The sequence below is a fragment of the Bacteroides sp. 1001302B_160321_D4 genome (assembly GCF_015667765.1).
GTDB classification, from domain to species: Bacteria; Bacteroidota; Bacteroidia; order Bacteroidales; family Bacteroidaceae; genus Bacteroides; species Bacteroides xylanisolvens.
The window spans coordinates 14,225-33,247 of the sequence record NZ_JADPLO010000048.1; the positions used below are offsets into that span (position 1 = coordinate 14,225).

Below are 19,023 nucleotides of genomic sequence, written 5' to 3' on the forward strand. Positions count from 1 at the left end.
GAATTGAAAATAATGCAAAGCATGGAACGTATGAAAAAATAGCGTATATTTGCGAGCAAAAAATATAAAATGACTATTTATAAGCTTCGCATATTACCGCTATTTTTACTAGTTATTGGGCTTACAACGCTTACTTCGAGCTGCAAAAAGAAAGACATGTCGCTGAAACTGAATGAGCCACGCAATATTCGTGGCGTCGTCAGCTATAAACGTTCTTTCCCTGATTTGAATGACGCACATCTGGAAGTAGCCAAAAAGATAGGGATTCGCCCATTGGCAGACCGGGAAGCAGCAGAAGATATGAAAGAAAAGCTAACTCATATTACCGACAATGAGTTTTATGTAGTAGATTCACTGACACACTCCATCCCCTATCTCGTACCGCGTGCCAGTGCACTGCTCGATACAATAGGTTCCAACTTTCTCGATTCATTGGCAGCCAAAGGTCTAAACCCCAACCAGGTAATCATCACTTCCGTATTGCGTACCGAAAACGATGTGAAACGCCTCCGCCGTCGCAACGGAAATGCTTCCGCCAACTCGGCACATTGCTTTGGAGCCACCTTTGACGTCAGTTGGAAACGTTTCAAAAAGGTAGAAGACAAGGATGGAAGACCGTTACAGGATGTAAGTGCCGATACACTGAAACTTGTCTTGTCCGAGGTTTTAAGAGACCTGCGACAAGCTGAAAAATGCTACATCAAATATGAATTGAAACAAGGTTGTTTCCATATCACCGCCCGATAAATACCCTTTTTCAAAATCTTTGACTAGCATATCATAAAACCTTCAAGGTAAATTTTGCGTTAAGACGGAAAACAGCTATCTTTGTATGAATCCAACGCTAAAAGAATCAGATTATGAGCAAGCTATATCCTATCGGCATACAGAATTTTGAAAGTCTCCGTAACGATGGTTATCTCTATGTAGATAAAACCAGACTCATTTACCAATTAGTAAAAACCGGCCGTTACTATTTTCTTAGCCGTCCCCGCCGCTTTGGGAAGAGTCTGTTAATATCTACTCTTGAAGCATACTATCAGGGAAAGAAAGAACTATTCGAAGGATTGGCTATCGAACAACTGGAAAAAGACTGGATCAAACACCCGATATTACACCTTGATTTAAATATCGAGAAATATGATACTCCCGAAAGTCTGGACCAAATACTCAATGACAATCTGGAACATTGGGAAAGCCTGTATGGCACACGCCCGTCGGAAGTTTCCTTTTCTTTACGCTTTGCAGGCATCATACAGCGGGCTTACGAACAGACCGGGCAACGTGTTGTTATCCTTGTAGACGAATATGACAAACCTATGCTGCAAGCTATCGGAAACGAAGAACTGCAAAAATATTACCGAAACACACTAAAGCCTTTCTATGGGGCATTAAAGAGTAAAGACGGATGCATCAAACTCGGATTCCTTACAGGTGTCACCAAATTCGGAAAAGTCAGTGTATTCAGCGACCTGAACAATCTGATTGATATTTCAATGGATGAACAGTACGTGGAACTCTGCGGTATCACAGAGAAAGAAATCCACGACAATATGGAAGAAGACTTGCATATCTTGGCTGATAAGCAAAAAATGACTTATGAGGAGGTATGCTCCGAACTGAAAGAATGTTATGATGGTTATCATTTCGTAGAAAACTCCATAGGAATATACAATCCATTCAGTTTGCTCAACACATTCTATAAGATGAAATTCGGTAGTTACTGGTTTGAGACCGGCACCCCGACTTATCTAGTAGAATTACTAAAGAAATCCAATTACAATCTCCAACGTATCACGCATGAAGAAACGGATGCAGATGTACTGAACAGCATTGATTCGACGTCCCGAAATCCTATTCCGGTCATCTATCAAAGTGGATATCTTACTATCAAAGGATTCGACAAAGAGTTTGGAACTTATCGCCTGGGATTTCCCAATCGGGAAGTAGAAGAAGGTTTTGTTAAATATCTTCTTCCATTCTACACAAACATAGATGCTATCGAGTCACCATTCCAAATTCGTAAATTTGTAGCCGAAGTACGAAGCGGTGATTATGATGCCTTTTTCCGCCGTCTACAAAGTTTCTTTGCCGATACACCTTACGAATTGGTACGCGATTTGGAACTACATTATCAAAATGTACTCTTCATCGTATTTAAACTCATTGGATTCTATGTAAAAGCAGAATATCATACCTCACAAGGACGCATTGACCTCGTCCTGCAAACCGATCATTTCATCTATGTGATGGAATTCAAACTGGAGGGAACCGCCGAAGAGGCTCTGCAACAAATCAATGACAAACATTATGCACAAGCATTTGCTGCCGACAAGCGACAAATATTTAAAATAGGCATTAATTTCAGTAATGAAACAAGAAACATCGAAAAGTGGATAGTAGAAGATTTGCAGTAAAATTCACCTCCAAACAATCAGAGAATCCAAAACGTTTGATTAAATTTGCAGAAATTTTTCTTTAATACAACTTAATGATAGAGAAGCTGATTGTTCTTGAGGACATTGATCCGGTTATTTTTTACGGTGTAAACAACGCCAACATACAGTTAATTAAAGCTTTATATCCAAAGCTACGCATAGTTGCCCGAGGCAATGTCATCAAAGTGCTGGGCGACGAGGAGGAAATGTGTGCCTTCGAAGAAAATATCACCAAACTTGAAAAGTACTGCGCCGAATATAATTCACTGAAAGAAGAAGTTATCATTGACATTATAAAAGGAAATACTCCGCAAGCGGAACAGACAGGAAACGTGATTGTGTTCAGCGTCACGGGCAAGCCTATCATCCCCCGAAGCGAAAACCAGTTGAAACTGGTAGAAGGATTCGCCAAAAATGATATGGTATTCGCCATCGGTCCGGCAGGTTCGGGAAAAACATACACTGCTATCGCCCTTGCCGTGCGTGCATTGAAAAACAAAGAAATCAAAAAAATCATTCTTAGCCGCCCCGCCGTAGAAGCCGGAGAAAAACTCGGTTTCCTACCCGGCGACATGAAAGATAAGATCGATCCATACCTACAACCCTTATATGACGCCTTGCAGGATATGATACCTGCCGCCAAGTTAAAGGAATACATGGAATTGAACATTATCCAGATTGCCCCGTTAGCCTTTATGCGCGGACGTACGCTGAATGATGCAGTCGTTATATTGGACGAAGCCCAGAATACTACCGCCCAACAAATCAAAATGTTCCTCACCCGTATGGGGATGAACACCAAGATGATTGTGACGGGAGACATGACACAGATTGACCTTCCCGCTTCACAAACATCGGGATTGGTGCAAGCCCTCCGCATCTTGAAGGGAGTGAAAGGGATCAGTTTTGTTGAACTGAATAAGAAAGATATCGTACGCCATAAACTGGTGGAACGTATCGTGGATGCTTACGAAAAGTTCGATAAAGAAGCGAAAGCCGAACGGAACGGTTCACCACAGAGGACACAGAGTACACAGAGGATTTAATCCAAATATATCAATGAAGACTCTGTGTACTCCGTGTCCTCCGTGGTGAAATTAAAGAAAGAAGCATAATTTTAATATATATATCATTATGAAAGCATTAACAAAAACAGATTTCAACTTTCCGGGACAGAAAAGTGTGTACCACGGAAAAGTGCGCGATGTGTACAACATCAACGGCGAAAAACTCGTCATGGTAGCAACCGACCGTATTTCGGCCTTTGACGTAGTACTACCTGAAGGTATTCCTTACAAAGGACAAATGCTGAACCAGATTGCAGCTAAATTCCTCGATGCCACTACTGACATCTGTCCGAACTGGAAAATGGCTACTCCGGACCCAATGGTAACAGTGGGTGTGTTGTGTGAAGGTTTTCCAGTGGAAATGATTGTACGTGGTTACCTGTGCGGTAGCGCATGGCGGGCTTACAAAAGCGGTGTACGCGAGATTTGCGGCGTAAAATTGCCGGACGGAATGCGCGAAAACCAAAAATTCCCCGAACCGATCGTCACTCCGACTACGAAAGCAGAAATGGGATTGCACGACGAAGACATCTCTAAAGAAGAAATCCTGAAACAGGGATTGGCTACTCCGGAAGAGTATGAAATCCTCGAAAAATATACATTAGCCCTTTTCAAACGCGGTACTGAAATCGCAGCAGAACGCGGACTGATTCTCGTAGATACAAAATACGAATTCGGCAAGCACAACGGTACTATCTACCTGATGGACGAAATCCACACTCCAGATTCAAGCCGTTATTTCTATGCTGAAGGTTACCAGGAACGTTTCGAAAAAGGCGAACCACAGAAACAACTTTCTAAAGAGTTCGTTCGCGAATGGTTGATGGAAAACGGTTTCCAGGGCAAAGACGGTCAGAAAGTGCCTGAAATGACTCCGGCTATCGTACAAAGCATCAGTGACCGTTACATCGAATTGTTCGAAAACATCACCGGTGAGAAGTTTGTGAAAGAAGATACCACCAACATCGCTGAACGTATATTCAAAAACGTTGAAACGTTCTTGAATCGTTGATAGTCAACAAATGACAGATAATAAATGATAGTTGACAGATAATGAATGACAGTTCGTATGCAATTCATCGCATATAACTTCAACCTTAATTATTATCCGCCAACTATCATTTATCAACTATCATCTTCTAACTATCATTTATCAACTATCAATTAAAAAGAATGGACTACCCACAACAACATATCAAGCCTTACGACGAAGAAGGGAAAAAGACCGAGCAAGTGGAACGAATGTTCGACAACATCGCGCATGCATACGATAAGCTGAACCATACCTTATCTCTAGGTATCGACCGCAGCTGGCGCAAAAAAGCGATTGCCTGGTTACGCCCTTTCCAACCGCAGCGTATGATGGATGTAGCTACCGGCACAGGAGATTTTGCTATCCTCGCCTGTCGCAAACTACAGCCTGCCGAACTGATCGGCACGGACATCTCGGAAGGCATGATGAATGTGGGACGTGAAAAAGTAAAAAAGGAAGGACTGTCGGACAAGATTTCTTTTGCCCGGGAGGACTGTACTTCACTCTCTTTTGCCGACAATGATTTTGACGCCATCACCGTAGCTTTCGGTATCCGCAATTTCGAAGACCTCGACAAAGGACTCTCCGAAATGTGCCGTGTATTGAAACCGGGCGGTCATCTTGTGATTCTGGAACTTACCACTCCGGACCGTTTCCCGATGAAACAATTGTTTTCCATCTACTCAAAAGTCGTCATTCCATTATTGGGCAAACTGCTCTCCAAAGATAACAGTGCCTACCGCTATCTGCCGGATACCATCAAAGTATTTCCTCAAGGGGAAGTGATGAAAGGAGTCATCGCCCGAGCCGGATTTAGCGAAGTCAACTTCAAACGGCTGACCTTTGGCATCTGCACTCTTTATACCGCAACAAAATAGCAATTCATTGTGAATGATTAATTTAACCCTTATTATATTATGGAAAAATATGGTTTAATCGGCTATCCTCTGCGACATTCATTTTCTATCGGATACTTTAATGAGAAGTTCAAATCCGAAGGAATCAATGCAGAGTATGTGAATTTCGAGATTCCCAGTATCAATAACTTCATGGAAGTGATCGAAGAGAATCCCAACCTGTGCGGGCTCAATGTCACCATCCCTTACAAAGAACAAGTGATTCCTTTTCTGGATGAACTCGATCGTGACACCGCAAAGATAGGCGCAGTCAATGTAATTAAAATCATTCGCCAGCCAAAAGGAAAAGTCAAATTGGTGGGTTACAACTCCGATATCATTGGATTCACTCAATCTATCCAGCCCTTGTTGCAGCCTCATCACAAGAAAGCGCTGATTTTGGGTACCGGCGGAGCTTCCAAAGCTGTCTACCACGGTCTGAAGAATCTAGGTATCGAAAGCATCTTCGTATCGCGCACCCACAAAGCCGACGATATGCTGACTTATGAAGAACTGACTCCCGAAATTATAGCAGAATACACAGTCATTGTCAATAGTACCCCCGTAGGAATGTTTCCTAAGGTAGATTTCTGCCCTAATATCCCTTATGAACTTCTGACACCAAACCATTTGCTCTACGATTTGTTATATAATCCGAACGTTACGCTGTTCATGAAAAAAGGAGAAGCGCAAGGGGCTGTTGTGAAAAACGGTCTGGAAATGCTCCTGCTTCAGGCATTTGCCGCCTGGGAGATATGGCATAAATAAGGATTAAAAGAAGTTTTTATGAGGAGAAAAGTAGTATATAGCATCATTATTATCATGCTGGCATTGACCGGCTGCACTATCGGAGGAAGTTTTTATATGTTAAACTTCTCATTGACTCCGAATGCCAAAATTTTGTCTAAAGATGCTGACTCTTATCCTTTCATGTATAAAAACTACCCTTTTTTGCGTCCATGGGTGGATAGCCTGAAACAAGTGGATGCACTGAAAGACACTTTTATCATAAACCCACACGGCATACAACTACATGCGTATTATGTGGTTGCTCCCCAACCTACCAGCAAGACCGCAGTCATTGTACACGGGTATACGGATAATGCTATCCGCATGTTTATGATCGGTTATCTGTATAATCGTGATTTAGGATATAATATATTACTCCCCGACCTGCAACATCAGGGAGAAAGTGAAGGTCCTGCCATTCAAATGGGCTGGAAAGACCGTCTAGATGTATTGCAATGGATGAACATCGCCAATGAAATCTTTGGAGACAGCACGCAAATGGTTGTACACGGAATTTCAATGGGAGGTGCTACCACCATGATGGTATCTGGTGAGGAACAAAAGCCATTTGTCAAATGCTTTGTAGAAGATTGCGGTTACACCAGTGTATGGGACGAATTCTCACACGAGTTGAAAACAAGTTTCCATCTTCCTCCTTTTCCACTCATGTACACCACAAGCTGGCTTTGCGAAAAGAAATATGGATGGAATTTCAAAGAAGCTTCTTCACTGAAACAGGTAGCCAAATCACAACTTCCAATGTTATTTATCCACGGGGACAAAGACACGTATGTGCCTACCTGGATGGTATACCCGCTTTACGAAGCCAAACCGGAGCCCAAGGAACTATGGATTGTGCCGGGAGCCGCTCATGCCGTTTCATACCAAGAGAATAAACAGGAGTACACCGACCGAGTCCGTGCATTCGTCGGACGATACATCCATTAAACCTATTATAACAAGGAGTTTTAGATTCATAACAGAAAAAGTTTCTATATTTGCAAAGATAAAACAAGCGTTATGAAATCAATATTAACTTTTATACTAGCAACTTTTCTTCTGTTCCCACTACAAGCTCAAGAGAAAGTATATACGGTAGACAACCTTCCGAAAGTTCACCTGCAAAACAAAATGCAATATGTTTGCAACCCGGCCGGCATACTTTCACAGGCTGCTTGTGACAGTATAGACTCCATGCTTTATGCCTTGGAACAACAAACAGGAATTGAAACAGTGGTTGCCGTAGTTCCCTCAATCGGAGAAGAAGATTGTTTCGACTTCTGCCACCAGCTGCTTAATAAATGGGGTGTAGGAAAAAAAAGCAAAAACAATGGATTGGTCATTTTATTAGTCACCGATCAACGCTGTATACAGTTCTATACCGGTTATGGCCTGGAAGGAGTACTTCCCGATGCTATCTGCAAAAGGATTCAAACAAGATATATGATTCCTTACCTCAAAGATGGGAATTGGGATGCAGGAATGGTGGCTGGTATAAAAGCGACTTGTCAGCGGCTCGACGGCTCGATGGAAAATGATGCTCTCTCCGATTCTAACAGTGGTGGTTCTTTTGATTTTATTCTTGCCATCCTTTGTTTTATCGCCATTGGCGGAGGTCTTGCTTTCTTTTCGGCACGCAAACAAAGTCGCTGTCCGAATTGCGGTAAACATCAATTGCAGAGAAGCGGAAGCAGAGTCGTATCCCGGATTAATGGAGTGAAGACCGAAGATGTCACCTATACATGTAGAAACTGCGGACATACCATCATACGCCGCCAGCAAAGTTATGACAATGATTACCATCACCGGGGCGGCGGCGGAGGCGGTCCGTTCATTGGTGGTTTTGGCGGAGGCAGAGGTGGTTTCGGAGGCGGAGGCGGTTTCGGTGGAGGCAGCTTTGGCGGAGGAATGGGCGGAGGCGGTGGTGCCGGTTCTCGTTTCTAAAATAAATGTTATCCAATGCCCTAGTTTCGAAATAAATTAGTAACTTTACCTAATGACTAAGACAGAAGAAAATGAAAGAGAATAAAGAATATCAAGAAAAAAAAGAACAAAAAAAAGTTGTCCATGAGCCAACTGGTTCTTACGGTATGGACACCATCACCATGAGACAGAAAATTATGGAACGAGTTATGTTAATGGAAGAAAATCAGCTCAAAGAAATGCTTCGATTCTCCAACGAATTGGAACAAAAATCATGGTTATTACCACATACTCAAGAAGAATTAGAGATCGCAATCAATAGAGGTATGGAGGATGTCAAGGCAGGAAGAATTGTTTCACATGAGGATGTTCTCAAATATTATATGAAATGACAAATATTGTTTGGACTCAATCGGCTTTGCAAACGCTAGAATTAGTTTATTTACAAACATTACAATATACAAAAAACGAACGTATAGCTGCTAAATTACATAATAAACTTATCAAAGAAGCAGAGATGCTTAGAACTTTCCCAAATGCGGGAAACATTCTAAATACTTCAGAAAGAGTTACACTCTGTTACAGAGCATTAGTAGTAGACACTAATTATAAACTTATTTATTACGTTGATGCTAATAAGGATGTAATCATTGTGACAGTTTGGGACGTTCGTCAAAACCCTGATAAATTAACAAAAACTATAGAATAATTAGAAACATGAAGAAGTCAATTATTATCATCTTAGCCGTTGTGGTTATCCTTGTTATATGGGCAGTAAGTGTATATAACGGTCTGGTTACTATGGACGAGAATGTAAGTAGTCAATGGGCAAATGTAGAAACTCAATATCAACGTCGTGCCGACCTGATTCCTAACTTGGTAAACACAGTGAAAGGATATGCGACACATGAAAAGGAAACATTGGAAGGAGTTGTTGCCGCACGTAGCCAGGCTACTCAAATCAAAGTAGATGCTGCCGACCTGACACCGGAAAAGCTAGCACAATACCAAAAGGCACAAGGTGCTGTAACATCAGCATTGGGTAAGTTATTAGCTATCACCGAGAATTATCCGGACCTGAAAGCTAACCAGAACTTCCTGGAACTTCAAGCCCAACTGGAAGGAACAGAAAACCGTATCAATGTAGCACGCAAAAACTTCAATGATGCTGCCCAGGCTTATAATACCAATATCCGCCGTTTCCCGAAAAATATCTTTGCTGGAATGTTCGGCTTCGATAAGAAAGCATATTTTGAAGCAGAGGAAGGAAGTGAAAAGGCTCCGAAGGTAGAATTCTAAAAAAAGATTAGATAAAACACTTCTATATTAAGAGTTAAATTCATAGTTCTCATTACTATGATTTTAACTCTTAATTTTCTATTATTTTTCTCCTTTTCAATAGAATATCCTAAAGTATAAAAGTTAATGATTAACATTTACTAGTACCTAGTTGGCTGTACCAAAAAAAAGCTGTACTTTTGCAGCCGTATACAAAATAATTCTATAACTCATGAGTAATCAACGATACATGATGCGTGGAGTAAGCGCATCAAAAGAAGATGTGCACAACGCCATCAAGAACATCGACAAAGGAATCTTCCCGAAAGCATTCTGTAAAATTATTCCCGATATATTGGGAGGTGACCCGGAATATTGCAACATTATGCATGCCGATGGTGCCGGAACCAAATCATCTCTTGCTTATATGTACTGGAAAGAAACGGGTGACTTATCCGTTTGGAAAGGTATTGCACAGGATGCATTGATTATGAATATCGACGACCTGCTTTGTGTAGGTGCCGTAGACAATATCCTTGTTTCATCTACCATTGGACGTAACAAACTGTTGATTCCCGGAGAAGTAATCTCCGCCATCATCAACGGAACAGACGAATTGCTGGCCGAACTCCGTGAAATGGGTGTAGGCGTATATGCAACCGGTGGTGAAACTGCAGATGTCGGCGATTTGGTACGTACCATCATCGTTGACTCTACCGTAACTTGCCGTATGAAACGTTCAGACGTTATCGACAATGCCAATATCCGTCCGGGTGACGTGATCGTTGGGTTAGCTTCTTACGGACAAGCTACTTACGAAAAAGAATATAATGGCGGTATGGGTAGCAACGGTTTGACGAGTGCCCGTCACGACGTATTCGGCAAATATCTTGCTGAAAAATATCCGGAAAGCTATGATGCTGCAGTTCCTGAAGAGTTAGTTTATTCCGGTAAGTTAAAACTAACAGACAGCGTAGAAGATTCTCCAATTAATGCAGGTAAGTTAGTACTCTCTCCTACCCGTACATACGCACCGGTAGTCAAAAAATTACTTGATGCATTGCGCCCGGAAATCCACGGAATGGTACACTGCTCCGGTGGTGCACAAACTAAAGTTCTGCATTTTGTAGAAAACGTACGCGTAGTAAAAGATAATCTTTTCCCTGTTCCTCCTTTATTCAAAACGATCCAAGAACAAAGCGGTACGGACTGGGCAGAAATGTACAAGGTATTCAATATGGGACATCGCCTTGAAGTCTACCTGTCACCGGAACATGCAGAAGAAGTGATAGCTATCTCCGAGTCATTCGGTATCCCGGCACAGATTGTAGGACGTGTTGAAGCATGCGAGCAAACAGAATTAATCATTAAGAGCGAATTCGGAGAATTTAGATATTAAAGAATGGCAGACAATAGTACCATACTAGAAAAATTAGACGGACTCGTAGCCCGTTTTGAAGAAATATCTACCCTTATCACAGACCCGGCAGTGATTGCCGATCAGAAACGTTATGTCAAGTTGACTAAAGAATATAAGGAATTAGACGACTTGATGAAAGCAAGGAAAGAATATATCCAATTACTGGGTAATATTGAAGAAGCTAAAAATATCCTTGCCAATGAATCGGACGCTGAAATGCGCGAAATGGCGAAAGAAGAAATGGACAATAGTCAAGAGCGCCTTCCGGTATTGGAAGAAGAAATCAAACTGATGCTTGTCCCTGCCGATCCGCAAGACAGCAAGAACGCTATTCTCGAAATCCGCGGAGGTGCAGGAGGCGACGAAGCAGCTATCTTTGCCGGCGACCTCTTCCGTATGTATGCCAAATTCTGTGAAACCAAAGGTTGGAAAATGGAAGTCTCCAATGCGAACGAAGGGACAGCCGGTGGATTCAAAGAAATTGTTTGTAGTGTGACAGGCGATAATGTATACGGAATTTTAAAATACGAATCGGGAGTACACCGCGTACAGCGTGTTCCTGCGACGGAAACGCAAGGACGTGTTCACACTTCAGCCGCATCCGTGGCCGTACTTCCTGAAGCAGAAGAGTTCGATGTAGTCATCAATGAAGGAGAAATCAAATGGGACACTTTCCGAAGCGGCGGTGCCGGCGGACAGAATGTAAACAAGGTAGAATCCGGAGTACGTCTGCGCTATATCTGGAAGAACCCGAACACCGGTATTGCCGAAGAAATCCTTATCGAATGTACCGAGACACGCGACCAGCCGAAAAACAAAGAACGCGCCTTGGCCCGTCTCCGTACTTTTATCTACGACAAAGAACATCAGAAATATATCGATGACATTGCCTCCAAACGTAAGACAATGGTATCTACCGGAGACCGTTCAGCCAAAATACGAACTTACAACTATCCCCAGGGACGTATCACCGACCACCGCATCAACTATACAATCTATAATCTGGCAGCCTTCATGGACGGGGATATCCAGGATTGTATCGACCATCTGATCGTAGCGGAAAATGCAGAACGCCTGAAAGAAAGCGAACTTTAGAGAAGTGGAGAGTTGAGAATTGAGAGTTGAGAACGGTTTCTTAAAATAGTAAATTGTAAATTGCAAAATAGTAAATAACAAGATGGATAAGCAACAATTATTTGAAAACATAAAGCGCAAGAAATCATTCCTTTGTGTAGGACTTGATACTGACATCAAGAAAATCCCGGAACATCTGTTGAAAGAAGAAGATCCGATCTTCGCATTCAACGAAGCAATCATTGACGCGACAGCTGATTTGTGTATCGCCTACAAACCCAATCTGGCTTTCTATGAAAGCATGGGTGTAAAAGGATGGATCGCATTTGAAAAGACAGTAAAATATATCAAAGATAACTATCCGGATCAATTCATCATTGCTGACGCAAAGCGTGGTGACATCGGAAATACTTCTGCAATGTATGCCCGCACATTCTTTGAAGAATTGGATATCGACTCTGTAACAGTAGCCCCCTACATGGGTGAAGACAGCGTTACTCCGTTCCTTACCTACGAAGGCAAATGGGTGATCCTGTTGGCATTGACTTCCAACAAAGGATCTCATGACTTCCAATTGACAGAAGACGTAAACGGCGAACGTCTGTTCGAGAAAGTATTACGCAAATCACAGGAATGGGCTGGCGATGACCGCATGATGTATGTGGTAGGTGCTACTCAAGGACGTGCTTTTGAGGACATCCGCAAGATTGTCCCGAACCATTTCCTTCTCGTACCAGGCGTGGGAGCACAAGGCGGTTCACTCGAAGAAGTTTGCAAATATGGTATGAACAGTACATGCGGATTGATTGTTAACTCGTCGCGTGGTATTATCTACGTAGATAAAACAGAGAAATTTGCAGAAGCTGCCCACACCGCCGCACAAGAAGTGCAAGCACAAATGGCTGAACAACTCAAAGCAATTCTCTGAAAAGGGAAAAAGGATCTCTAAAGAAAACGAATGCCTTACGAAAGAAAGATAATTAACGACCCCGTATTCGGGTTCATCAATATTCCAAAGGGGTTACTGTACGATATAGTACGGCATCCCCTTTTGCAGCGTCTTACCCGCATCAAGCAAGTAGGATTGTCATCTGTTGTGTACCCCGGTGCGCAACACACCCGCTTCCAACACTCCTTAGGTGCTTTTCACCTGATGAGTGAAGCTATCACCCAACTGGCCTCCAAAGGCAATTTTATCTTTGATAGTGAAGCGGAAGCCGTGCAGGCTGCCATCCTGTTGCATGATATAGGACACGGCCCTTTCTCGCATGTACTGGAAGACACGATTGTAAAAGGAGTCTCGCACGAAGAGATTTCTCTCATGTTGATGGAACAGATGAATAAAGAGATGAACGGCCAGCTGAGTCTTGCCATTCAAATCTTCAAGGACGAATACCCGAAACGCTTTCTGCATCAACTCGTAAGCGGTCAGTTAGATATGGACCGGCTTGATTATCTTCGCCGCGACAGCTTTTATACAGGCGTAACGGAAGGTAACATCGGCTCCGCCCGAATTATCAAAATGCTTGATGTAGCGGATGACCGACTGGTTGTCGAATCCAAAGGGATCTATTCTATCGAGAATTTCCTCACGGCACGTCGCCTGATGTACTGGCAAGTATACCTGCATAAGACGTCCGTGGCATACGAAAAGATGCTGATTAGTACTCTCTTGCGTGCCAAAGAACTGGCTTCACAAGGAGTGGAACTGTTTGCATCTCCTGCATTACGTTTTTTCCTTTACAATGATATCAATCCAACGGAATTCTATAACAACCCCGACTGTCTGGAGAATTTTATCCAGCTGGACGACAATGATATATGGACAGCCTTGAAAGTGTGGAGCACCCACACAGATAAGGTACTTTCCACTTTAAGTACGGGAATGATAAACCGAAATATCTTTAAAGTGGAAATTTCGTCGGAACCTATTAGTGAGGACAGAAAAAAAGAATTAACTTTGCACATCAGCCAGCAACTAGGCATAACCCTTTCCGAAGCGAACTATTTTGTCTCTACCCCCAGCATCGAAAAGAATATGTATGACCCGGCAGATGACAGTATTGATATTATCTACAAAGACGGCACTATCAAAAATATTGCCGAAGCATCGGACATGCTGAACATCTCATTATTGTCCAAAAAGGTAAAGAAATACTATCTCTGCTATCAGAGATTACACAGATAAGTATAAAATATTCATGCAATAACACGGAAATCTGAAAAAAAAATCCGTTATTTGTGAACTAATTAAATTTTAAATAAAAGACATGGAGTTCTCGGCTAAGCAAATTGCAGCATTTATCCAAGGGGAAATCATTGGAGACGAAAACGCTACGGTACACACATTCGCTAAAATTGAAGAGGGAATGCCCGGAGCAATTTCTTTCCTGTCAAATCCCAAATATACACCTTACATCTACGAAACACAATCAAGCATTGTCTTGGTTAATAAGGACTTCACTCCCGAACACGAAATTAAAGCTACTCTTATCAAAGTAGACAATGCATACGAAAGTCTGGCTAAATTGCTCAATCTTTATGAGATGAGCAAGCCTAAGAAACAAGGGATAGATTCATTAGCTTTCGTTGCACCCAGCGCCAAAATTGGTGAGAATGTATACATCGGTGCTTTTGCCTATATCGGTGAAAATACCGTGATTGGAGATAATACTCAAATTTACCCCCACACTTTCGTTGGAGACGGCGTGAAGATAGGCAACAGTTGCCTGCTTTACTCCAATGTAAATGTTTATCATGATTGCCGCATAGGTAACGAATGTATCCTGCACTCGGGTGCAGTGATTGGAGCTGACGGATTTGGTTTTGCTCCCACTCCGAATGGATACGATAAGATTCCGCAAATCGGAATTGTTATTCTGGAAGATAAAGTAGATATAGGTGCTAATACTTGTGTAGACCGTGCTACAATGGGAGCTACGGTAGTGCATAGTGGTGTCAAATTAGACAATCTGATACAAATAGCACATAATGATGAAATAGGTTCACATACCGTAATGGCTGCACAAGCCGGAATTGCCGGTTCTACCAAAATTGGTGAATGGTGTATGATCGGAGGTCAGGTAGGTATTGCAGGACATTCCAAAATAGGAGACAAAGTTGGTTTAGGTGCACAGTCAGGTGTACCCGGAGACATTAAATCCGGTAGCCAGCTTATCGGAACTCCTCCTATGGAACTGAAGCAATACTTCAAAGCATCCGTCGCACAAAGAAGCTTACCGGATATGCAGAAAGAATTGCGTAATTTGCGCAAAGAAATAGAAGAATTAAAACAACTATTAAATAAGTAAATAAGTAACCAATGCTGAAACAAAAAACGCTGAAAGATAGCTTTTCACTGAGCGGGAAAGGTCTTCACACTGGACTTGATCTCACTGTAACATTTAATCCTGCTCCGGACAATCACGGATATAAAATCCAACGCATTGACGTAGAAGGACAACCAACTATCGACGCAGTAGCCGACAATGTAACAGAAACCACCCGTGGTACTGTATTGTCGAAAAATGGAGTCAAAGTAAGCACCATTGAACATGGTATGGCAGCCCTTTACGCATTGGGCATTGATAACTGCCTGATCCAAGTTAATGGACCGGAATTTCCTATTTTAGATGGTAGTGCACAATATTACGTACAAGAAATAGAACGTGTAGGAACAGTAGAACAAAATGCCGTCAAAGACTTTTATATTATCAAGTCTAAAATTGAGTTCCGGGATGAAACGACTGGTTCTTCTATCATTGTACTACCTGACGAGAATTTCAGTCTGAATGTACTGGTTTCTTACGATTCGACTATTATCCCGAATCAGTTTGCTACCCTTGAAGATATGCATAATTTCAAAGACGAAGTGGCTGCCAGCCGTACTTTCGTCTTTGTTCGTGAAATAGAGCCGTTGCTCTCCGCCGGATTGATTAAAGGTGGCGACCTGGACAATGCGATCGTAATCTACGAACGCAAGATGTCACAGGAAAGCTTCGATAAGTTGGCAGATGTGATGGGAGTACCTCACATGGATGCCGATCAGTTAGGCTATATCAATCACAAACCGTTAGTTTGGCCCAATGAATGTGCCCGTCACAAACTGCTTGATGTCATCGGTGACCTCGCTCTAATTGGAAAACCGATTAAAGGCCGTATCATCGCTACCCGTCCGGGACACACCATCAACAATAAATTTGCCCGCCAGATGCGGAAAGAAATCCGTCTGCACGAAATACAGGCACCAAGTTACGACTGTAACCGTGAACCAATAATGGATGTAAACCGTATCCGCGAATTGTTACCGCACCGCTATCCTTTCCAACTGGTGGACAAAGTGATTGAAATTGGTGCCAACTACATTGTAGGTATTAAAAATATCACAGCCAACGAACCTTTCTTCCAGGGACATTTTCCACAGGAGCCCGTTATGCCGGGAGTACTTCAAGTGGAAGCAATGGCACAAGTCGGAGGCTTGCTCGTCTTGAATTCCGTAGATGATCCTGAACGTTATTCTACCTATTTCATGAAAATAGATGGAGTGAAATTCCGTCAGAAAGTAGTGCCGGGAGATACAATCATCTTTCGTGTAGAACTGCTGGCACCTATCCGCCGTGGCATTTCTACCATGAAAGGATATGCGTTTGTCGGCGAGAAAGTTGTTTGCGAAGCAGAATTCATGGCACAAATAGTAAAAAATAAGTAATAATTGATATTTAAAAGCATGATAAGTCCTTTAGCGTATATCCATCCCGAAGCTAAGATCGGAGAAAATGTAGAAATTGCGCCTTTTGTATTTATAGATAAGAACGTAGTTATCGGCGACAACAATAAAATTATGGCTAACGCCAATATTTTATACGGTTCACGTATTGGTAACGGAAACACGATTTTTCCGGGTGCCGTTATCGGAGCCATTCCGCAGGACCTCAAGTTTCGCGGTGAAGAATCGACAGCCGAAATCGGAGATAATAATCTGATTCGTGAAAATGTAACAATCAACCGTGGTACGGCAGCTAAAGGGCGCACGATTGTGGGAAATAACAATTTATTGATGGAAGGTGTACACGTAGCACACGACGCATTGGTTGGTAACGGATGTATCATCGGTAACTCTACCAAGATGGCAGGCGAAATCGTCATTGATGATAACGCGATTGTCAGCGCCAATGTATTGATGCATCAATTCTGTCATGTAGGCAGTCATGTAATGATTCAGGGCGGATGCCGTTTCAGTAAAGATATTCCTCCTTACATCATTGCAGGACGCGAACCGATCGCTTTCAGCGGAATCAATATCATCGGCTTGCGCCGTCGTGGCTTCTCCAATGAAGTGATCGAAAGTATTCACAATGCATATCGTATCATCTACCAAAGTGGTTTGAACACGACAGAAGCATTGAAAAAAATAGAAGATGAATTCGAAAAGAGCCCGGAGATTGACTATATAGTCAATTTTATCCGTAATTCAGAACGTGGTATTATTAAATAAACAGTTCAAAATAGTCATATTATGATATACAGATTTACTATCATATCTGATGAAGTTGACGATTTTGTCAGAGAAATACAAATTGATCCGGAAGCAACTTTTTATGACTTCCATGAAGCAATACTGAAATCAGTAGGGTACGCAAACGACCAGATGACTTCTTTCTTTATCTGCGATGACGACTGGGAAAAAGGAAAAGAAGTAACCTTAGAAGAAATGGACGACAATCCGGAAATAGATAGCTGGGTAATGAAAGACACTGCTATCAGTGAACTGGTAGAAGACGAAAAACAGAAACTGCTATATGTATTCGATTACATAACAGAACGTTGTTTCTTCATCGAACTATCCGAAATTATTACCGGAAAAGATATGAATGGTGCCAAATGTACCAAGAAATCAGGAGATGCTCCTAAACAAACGGTAGATTTTGAAGAAATGACCGCTGCGGGAGGTTCTCTTGATCTGGATGAAAACTTCTATGGAGACCAGGACTTCGACATGGAAGATTTCGATCAGGAAGGATTTGACATAGGTGGTGACACTAGCAGCCCATACGAAGAAGAAAAATTTTAAGTATTAAATATCAAGTATTAGGTATTAATTGCTATGTAGTGTCAGGCAGTTAATACCTAATATTTTTTTAGTCCCGTACGCTTTAATACTTAATACTTCTATACTTAATACTTAAAAATCTATGCCTACTCTCATTGTTCTTATAGGTCCTACAGGTGTGGGGAAAACAGAGTTGAGCCTGCGCTTAGCAGAAACATTTCAGACAAGCATTGTATCTGCCGATTCGAGACAGCTTTATGCCGAATTAAAAATAGGTACGGCAGCTCCGACTCCCGATCAACTTAAACGTGTCCCCCATCAACTGGTCGGCACGCTCCACCTCACAGACTATTACAGCGCTGCCCAATACGAAACAGAAGCACTGGAAATTCTGGAGAAATTATTCACGCAACACGAAGTCGTGATTCTCACTGGTGGCTCAATGATGTATGTAGACGCTATCTGTAAGGGAATTGACGATATTCCTACCGTTGATGCGGAAACCCGTCAACTCATGTTACAAAAGTATGAAGAGGAAGGCCTTGAACAACTCTGCGCAGAACTTCGCTTGTTAGATCCGGAATATTACCGGATTGTAGACCTAAAGAATCCCAAGCGGGTGATTCATGCGTTGGAGATTTGCTATATGACCGGACGCACTTATACTTCTTTTCGCACCCAACAAAAAAAACAGCGTCCTTTCCGTATTCTGAAAGTCGGCCTGACTCGTGATCGGGAAGAACTTTATGACCGTATCAACCGTCGGGTAGACCAGATGATGGAGGAAGGATTATTGGAAGAAGTACGTTCCGTACTTCCCTATCGTCACCTCAATTCACTCAATACAGTAGGCTATAAAGAACTGTTCAAATATCTGGACGGAGAATGGGAACTCTCCTTTGCTATAGACAAAATCAAGCAAAACTCCCGCATTTATTCGCGTAAACAGATGACCTGGTTCAAAAGAGATGAAGAAATAAAATGGTTCCACCCGGAACAAGAAACGGAGATACTAGCGTACCTCCGTCAATCTTTATAACATTATATTTTGACAAT

At 42.2% G+C, this 19,023-nt stretch carries 20 protein-coding genes; all 20 read left to right on the forward strand.

The window, feature by feature from the left end; all coding sequences use genetic code 11:
* The first annotated feature begins 69 nt into the window (after positions 1–69).
* The 20 genes from KFO40_RS17555 to miaA all read left to right on the forward strand — a co-directional run bounded on the left by KFO40_RS17555 (position 70) and on the right by miaA (position 19,006).
* The gene (locus KFO40_RS17555) at positions 70–747 is read left to right on the forward strand and encodes a DUF5715 family protein (RefSeq protein ID WP_211146647.1); all 678 of its coding nucleotides are present in this window, start codon (positions 70–72) and stop codon (positions 745–747) included.
* Positions 748–860: 113 nt separating this feature from the next.
* Positions 861–2,417, forward strand: coding sequence for an ATP-binding protein (locus tag KFO40_RS17560; protein WP_074706675.1), 1,557 nt, complete (start codon positions 861–863; stop codon positions 2,415–2,417).
* 74 nt (positions 2,418–2,491) lie between these two features.
* On the forward strand, positions 2,492–3,484 hold the full coding sequence (locus KFO40_RS17565) for a PhoH family protein (protein WP_211146648.1): 993 nt from the start codon (positions 2,492–2,494) through the stop codon (positions 3,482–3,484).
* An 88-nt stretch (positions 3,485–3,572) separates the two neighbouring features.
* On the forward strand, positions 3,573–4,517 hold the full coding sequence (locus KFO40_RS17570) for a phosphoribosylaminoimidazolesuccinocarboxamide synthase (protein ID WP_004315679.1): 945 nt from the start codon (positions 3,573–3,575) through the stop codon (positions 4,515–4,517).
* 161 nt (positions 4,518–4,678) lie between these two features.
* Positions 4,679–5,416 carry a bifunctional demethylmenaquinone methyltransferase/2-methoxy-6-polyprenyl-1,4-benzoquinol methylase UbiE gene (gene ubiE, locus KFO40_RS17575; RefSeq protein WP_004315680.1) on the forward strand — a complete coding sequence of 246 codons (738 nt, stop codon included), beginning with the start codon at positions 4,679–4,681 and terminating at the stop codon, positions 5,414–5,416.
* Positions 5,417–5,455: 39 nt separating this feature from the next.
* On the forward strand, positions 5,456–6,202 hold the full coding sequence (locus tag KFO40_RS17580; protein WP_211146649.1) for a shikimate dehydrogenase family protein: 747 nt from the start codon (positions 5,456–5,458) through the stop codon (positions 6,200–6,202).
* A gap of 18 nt (positions 6,203–6,220) precedes the next feature.
* Positions 6,221–7,171, forward strand: a complete 951-nt coding sequence (locus KFO40_RS17585; protein ID WP_211146650.1) for an alpha/beta hydrolase — start codon at positions 6,221–6,223, stop codon at positions 7,169–7,171.
* A gap of 72 nt (positions 7,172–7,243) precedes the next feature.
* Positions 7,244–8,167, forward strand: coding sequence for a TPM domain-containing protein (locus KFO40_RS17590; RefSeq protein WP_211146651.1), 924 nt, complete (start codon positions 7,244–7,246; stop codon positions 8,165–8,167).
* Between the two features lie 71 nt (positions 8,168–8,238).
* Entirely contained in the window at positions 8,239–8,538 is a 300-nt protein-coding gene (locus tag KFO40_RS17595) for a hypothetical protein (RefSeq protein ID WP_211146652.1), read from the forward strand.
* The gene (locus KFO40_RS17600; RefSeq protein ID WP_008645477.1) at positions 8,535–8,855 is read left to right on the forward strand and encodes a type II toxin-antitoxin system RelE/ParE family toxin; all 321 of its coding nucleotides are present in this window, start codon (positions 8,535–8,537) and stop codon (positions 8,853–8,855) included. Before KFO40_RS17595 ends, KFO40_RS17600 begins: the two co-directional genes overlap by 4 nt.
* A gap of 8 nt (positions 8,856–8,863) precedes the next feature.
* Positions 8,864–9,445, forward strand: a complete 582-nt coding sequence (locus KFO40_RS17605; RefSeq protein WP_211146653.1) for a LemA family protein — start codon at positions 8,864–8,866, stop codon at positions 9,443–9,445.
* Positions 9,446–9,656: 211 nt separating this feature from the next.
* Entirely contained in the window at positions 9,657–10,823 is a 1,167-nt protein-coding gene (locus tag KFO40_RS17610; RefSeq protein WP_074706687.1) for an AIR synthase-related protein, read from the forward strand.
* A 3-nt stretch (positions 10,824–10,826) separates the two neighbouring features.
* Positions 10,827–11,939 (forward strand): peptide chain release factor 1, encoded by a 1,113-nt coding sequence (gene prfA / locus KFO40_RS17615; protein ID WP_004301709.1) that lies wholly within the window; start codon positions 10,827–10,829, stop codon positions 11,937–11,939.
* Between the two features lie 82 nt (positions 11,940–12,021).
* Positions 12,022–12,846 carry an orotidine-5'-phosphate decarboxylase gene (pyrF, locus tag KFO40_RS17620; protein WP_074706689.1) on the forward strand — a complete coding sequence of 275 codons (825 nt, stop codon included), beginning with the start codon at positions 12,022–12,024 and terminating at the stop codon, positions 12,844–12,846.
* Between the two features lie 30 nt (positions 12,847–12,876).
* Positions 12,877–14,106 carry an HD domain-containing protein gene (locus KFO40_RS17625; RefSeq protein WP_009040145.1) on the forward strand — a complete coding sequence of 410 codons (1,230 nt, stop codon included), beginning with the start codon at positions 12,877–12,879 and terminating at the stop codon, positions 14,104–14,106.
* Between the two features lie 82 nt (positions 14,107–14,188).
* The gene (gene lpxD / locus KFO40_RS17630; protein ID WP_074706692.1) at positions 14,189–15,229 is read left to right on the forward strand and encodes a UDP-3-O-(3-hydroxymyristoyl)glucosamine N-acyltransferase; all 1,041 of its coding nucleotides are present in this window, start codon (positions 14,189–14,191) and stop codon (positions 15,227–15,229) included.
* 11 nt (positions 15,230–15,240) lie between these two features.
* The gene (locus KFO40_RS17635) at positions 15,241–16,626 is read left to right on the forward strand and encodes a bifunctional UDP-3-O-[3-hydroxymyristoyl] N-acetylglucosamine deacetylase/3-hydroxyacyl-ACP dehydratase (protein WP_004301699.1); all 1,386 of its coding nucleotides are present in this window, start codon (positions 15,241–15,243) and stop codon (positions 16,624–16,626) included.
* Between the two features lie 18 nt (positions 16,627–16,644).
* The gene (gene lpxA / locus KFO40_RS17640) at positions 16,645–17,412 is read left to right on the forward strand and encodes an acyl-ACP--UDP-N-acetylglucosamine O-acyltransferase (RefSeq protein WP_004320906.1); all 768 of its coding nucleotides are present in this window, start codon (positions 16,645–16,647) and stop codon (positions 17,410–17,412) included.
* Between the two features lie 21 nt (positions 17,413–17,433).
* Positions 17,434–17,988, forward strand: a complete 555-nt coding sequence (locus KFO40_RS17645) for an IS1096 element passenger TnpR family protein (protein ID WP_004308535.1) — start codon at positions 17,434–17,436, stop codon at positions 17,986–17,988.
* A 121-nt stretch (positions 17,989–18,109) separates the two neighbouring features.
* The gene (miaA, locus tag KFO40_RS17650) at positions 18,110–19,006 is read left to right on the forward strand and encodes a tRNA (adenosine(37)-N6)-dimethylallyltransferase MiaA (protein ID WP_004308534.1); all 897 of its coding nucleotides are present in this window, start codon (positions 18,110–18,112) and stop codon (positions 19,004–19,006) included.
* The last annotated feature ends 17 nt before the right edge of the window (positions 19,007–19,023 follow it).

Coding starts and splice junctions, on each gene's coding strand:
- ubiE (WP_004315680.1), top strand. CDS start 4,679: ATGGACTACCCACAACAACATATCAAGCCTTACGACGAAGAAGGGAAA.
- KFO40_RS17605 (WP_211146653.1), top strand. CDS start 8,864: ATGAAGAAGTCAATTATTATCATCTTAGCCGTTGTGGTTATCCTTGTT.
- KFO40_RS17625 (WP_009040145.1), top strand. CDS start 12,877: ATGCCTTACGAAAGAAAGATAATTAACGACCCCGTATTCGGGTTCATC.
- lpxA (WP_004320906.1), top strand. CDS start 16,645: ATGATAAGTCCTTTAGCGTATATCCATCCCGAAGCTAAGATCGGAGAA.
- KFO40_RS17600 (WP_008645477.1), top strand. CDS start 8,535: ATGACAAATATTGTTTGGACTCAATCGGCTTTGCAAACGCTAGAATTA.
- prfA (WP_004301709.1), top strand. CDS start 10,827: ATGGCAGACAATAGTACCATACTAGAAAAATTAGACGGACTCGTAGCC.
- miaA (WP_004308534.1), top strand. CDS start 18,110: ATGCCTACTCTCATTGTTCTTATAGGTCCTACAGGTGTGGGGAAAACA.
- pyrF (WP_074706689.1), top strand. CDS start 12,022: ATGGATAAGCAACAATTATTTGAAAACATAAAGCGCAAGAAATCATTC.
- KFO40_RS17595 (WP_211146652.1), top strand. CDS start 8,239: ATGAAAGAGAATAAAGAATATCAAGAAAAAAAAGAACAAAAAAAAGTT.
- KFO40_RS17585 (WP_211146650.1), top strand. CDS start 6,221: ATGAGGAGAAAAGTAGTATATAGCATCATTATTATCATGCTGGCATTG.
- KFO40_RS17560 (WP_074706675.1), top strand. CDS start 861: ATGAGCAAGCTATATCCTATCGGCATACAGAATTTTGAAAGTCTCCGT.
- KFO40_RS17580 (WP_211146649.1), top strand. CDS start 5,456: ATGGAAAAATATGGTTTAATCGGCTATCCTCTGCGACATTCATTTTCT.
- KFO40_RS17555 (WP_211146647.1), top strand. CDS start 70: ATGACTATTTATAAGCTTCGCATATTACCGCTATTTTTACTAGTTATT.
- KFO40_RS17635 (WP_004301699.1), top strand. CDS start 15,241: ATGCTGAAACAAAAAACGCTGAAAGATAGCTTTTCACTGAGCGGGAAA.
- KFO40_RS17610 (WP_074706687.1), top strand. CDS start 9,657: ATGAGTAATCAACGATACATGATGCGTGGAGTAAGCGCATCAAAAGAA.
- KFO40_RS17570 (WP_004315679.1), top strand. CDS start 3,573: ATGAAAGCATTAACAAAAACAGATTTCAACTTTCCGGGACAGAAAAGT.
- KFO40_RS17645 (WP_004308535.1), top strand. CDS start 17,434: ATGATATACAGATTTACTATCATATCTGATGAAGTTGACGATTTTGTC.
- KFO40_RS17565 (WP_211146648.1), top strand. CDS start 2,492: ATGATAGAGAAGCTGATTGTTCTTGAGGACATTGATCCGGTTATTTTT.
- KFO40_RS17590 (WP_211146651.1), top strand. CDS start 7,244: ATGAAATCAATATTAACTTTTATACTAGCAACTTTTCTTCTGTTCCCA.
- lpxD (WP_074706692.1), top strand. CDS start 14,189: ATGGAGTTCTCGGCTAAGCAAATTGCAGCATTTATCCAAGGGGAAATC.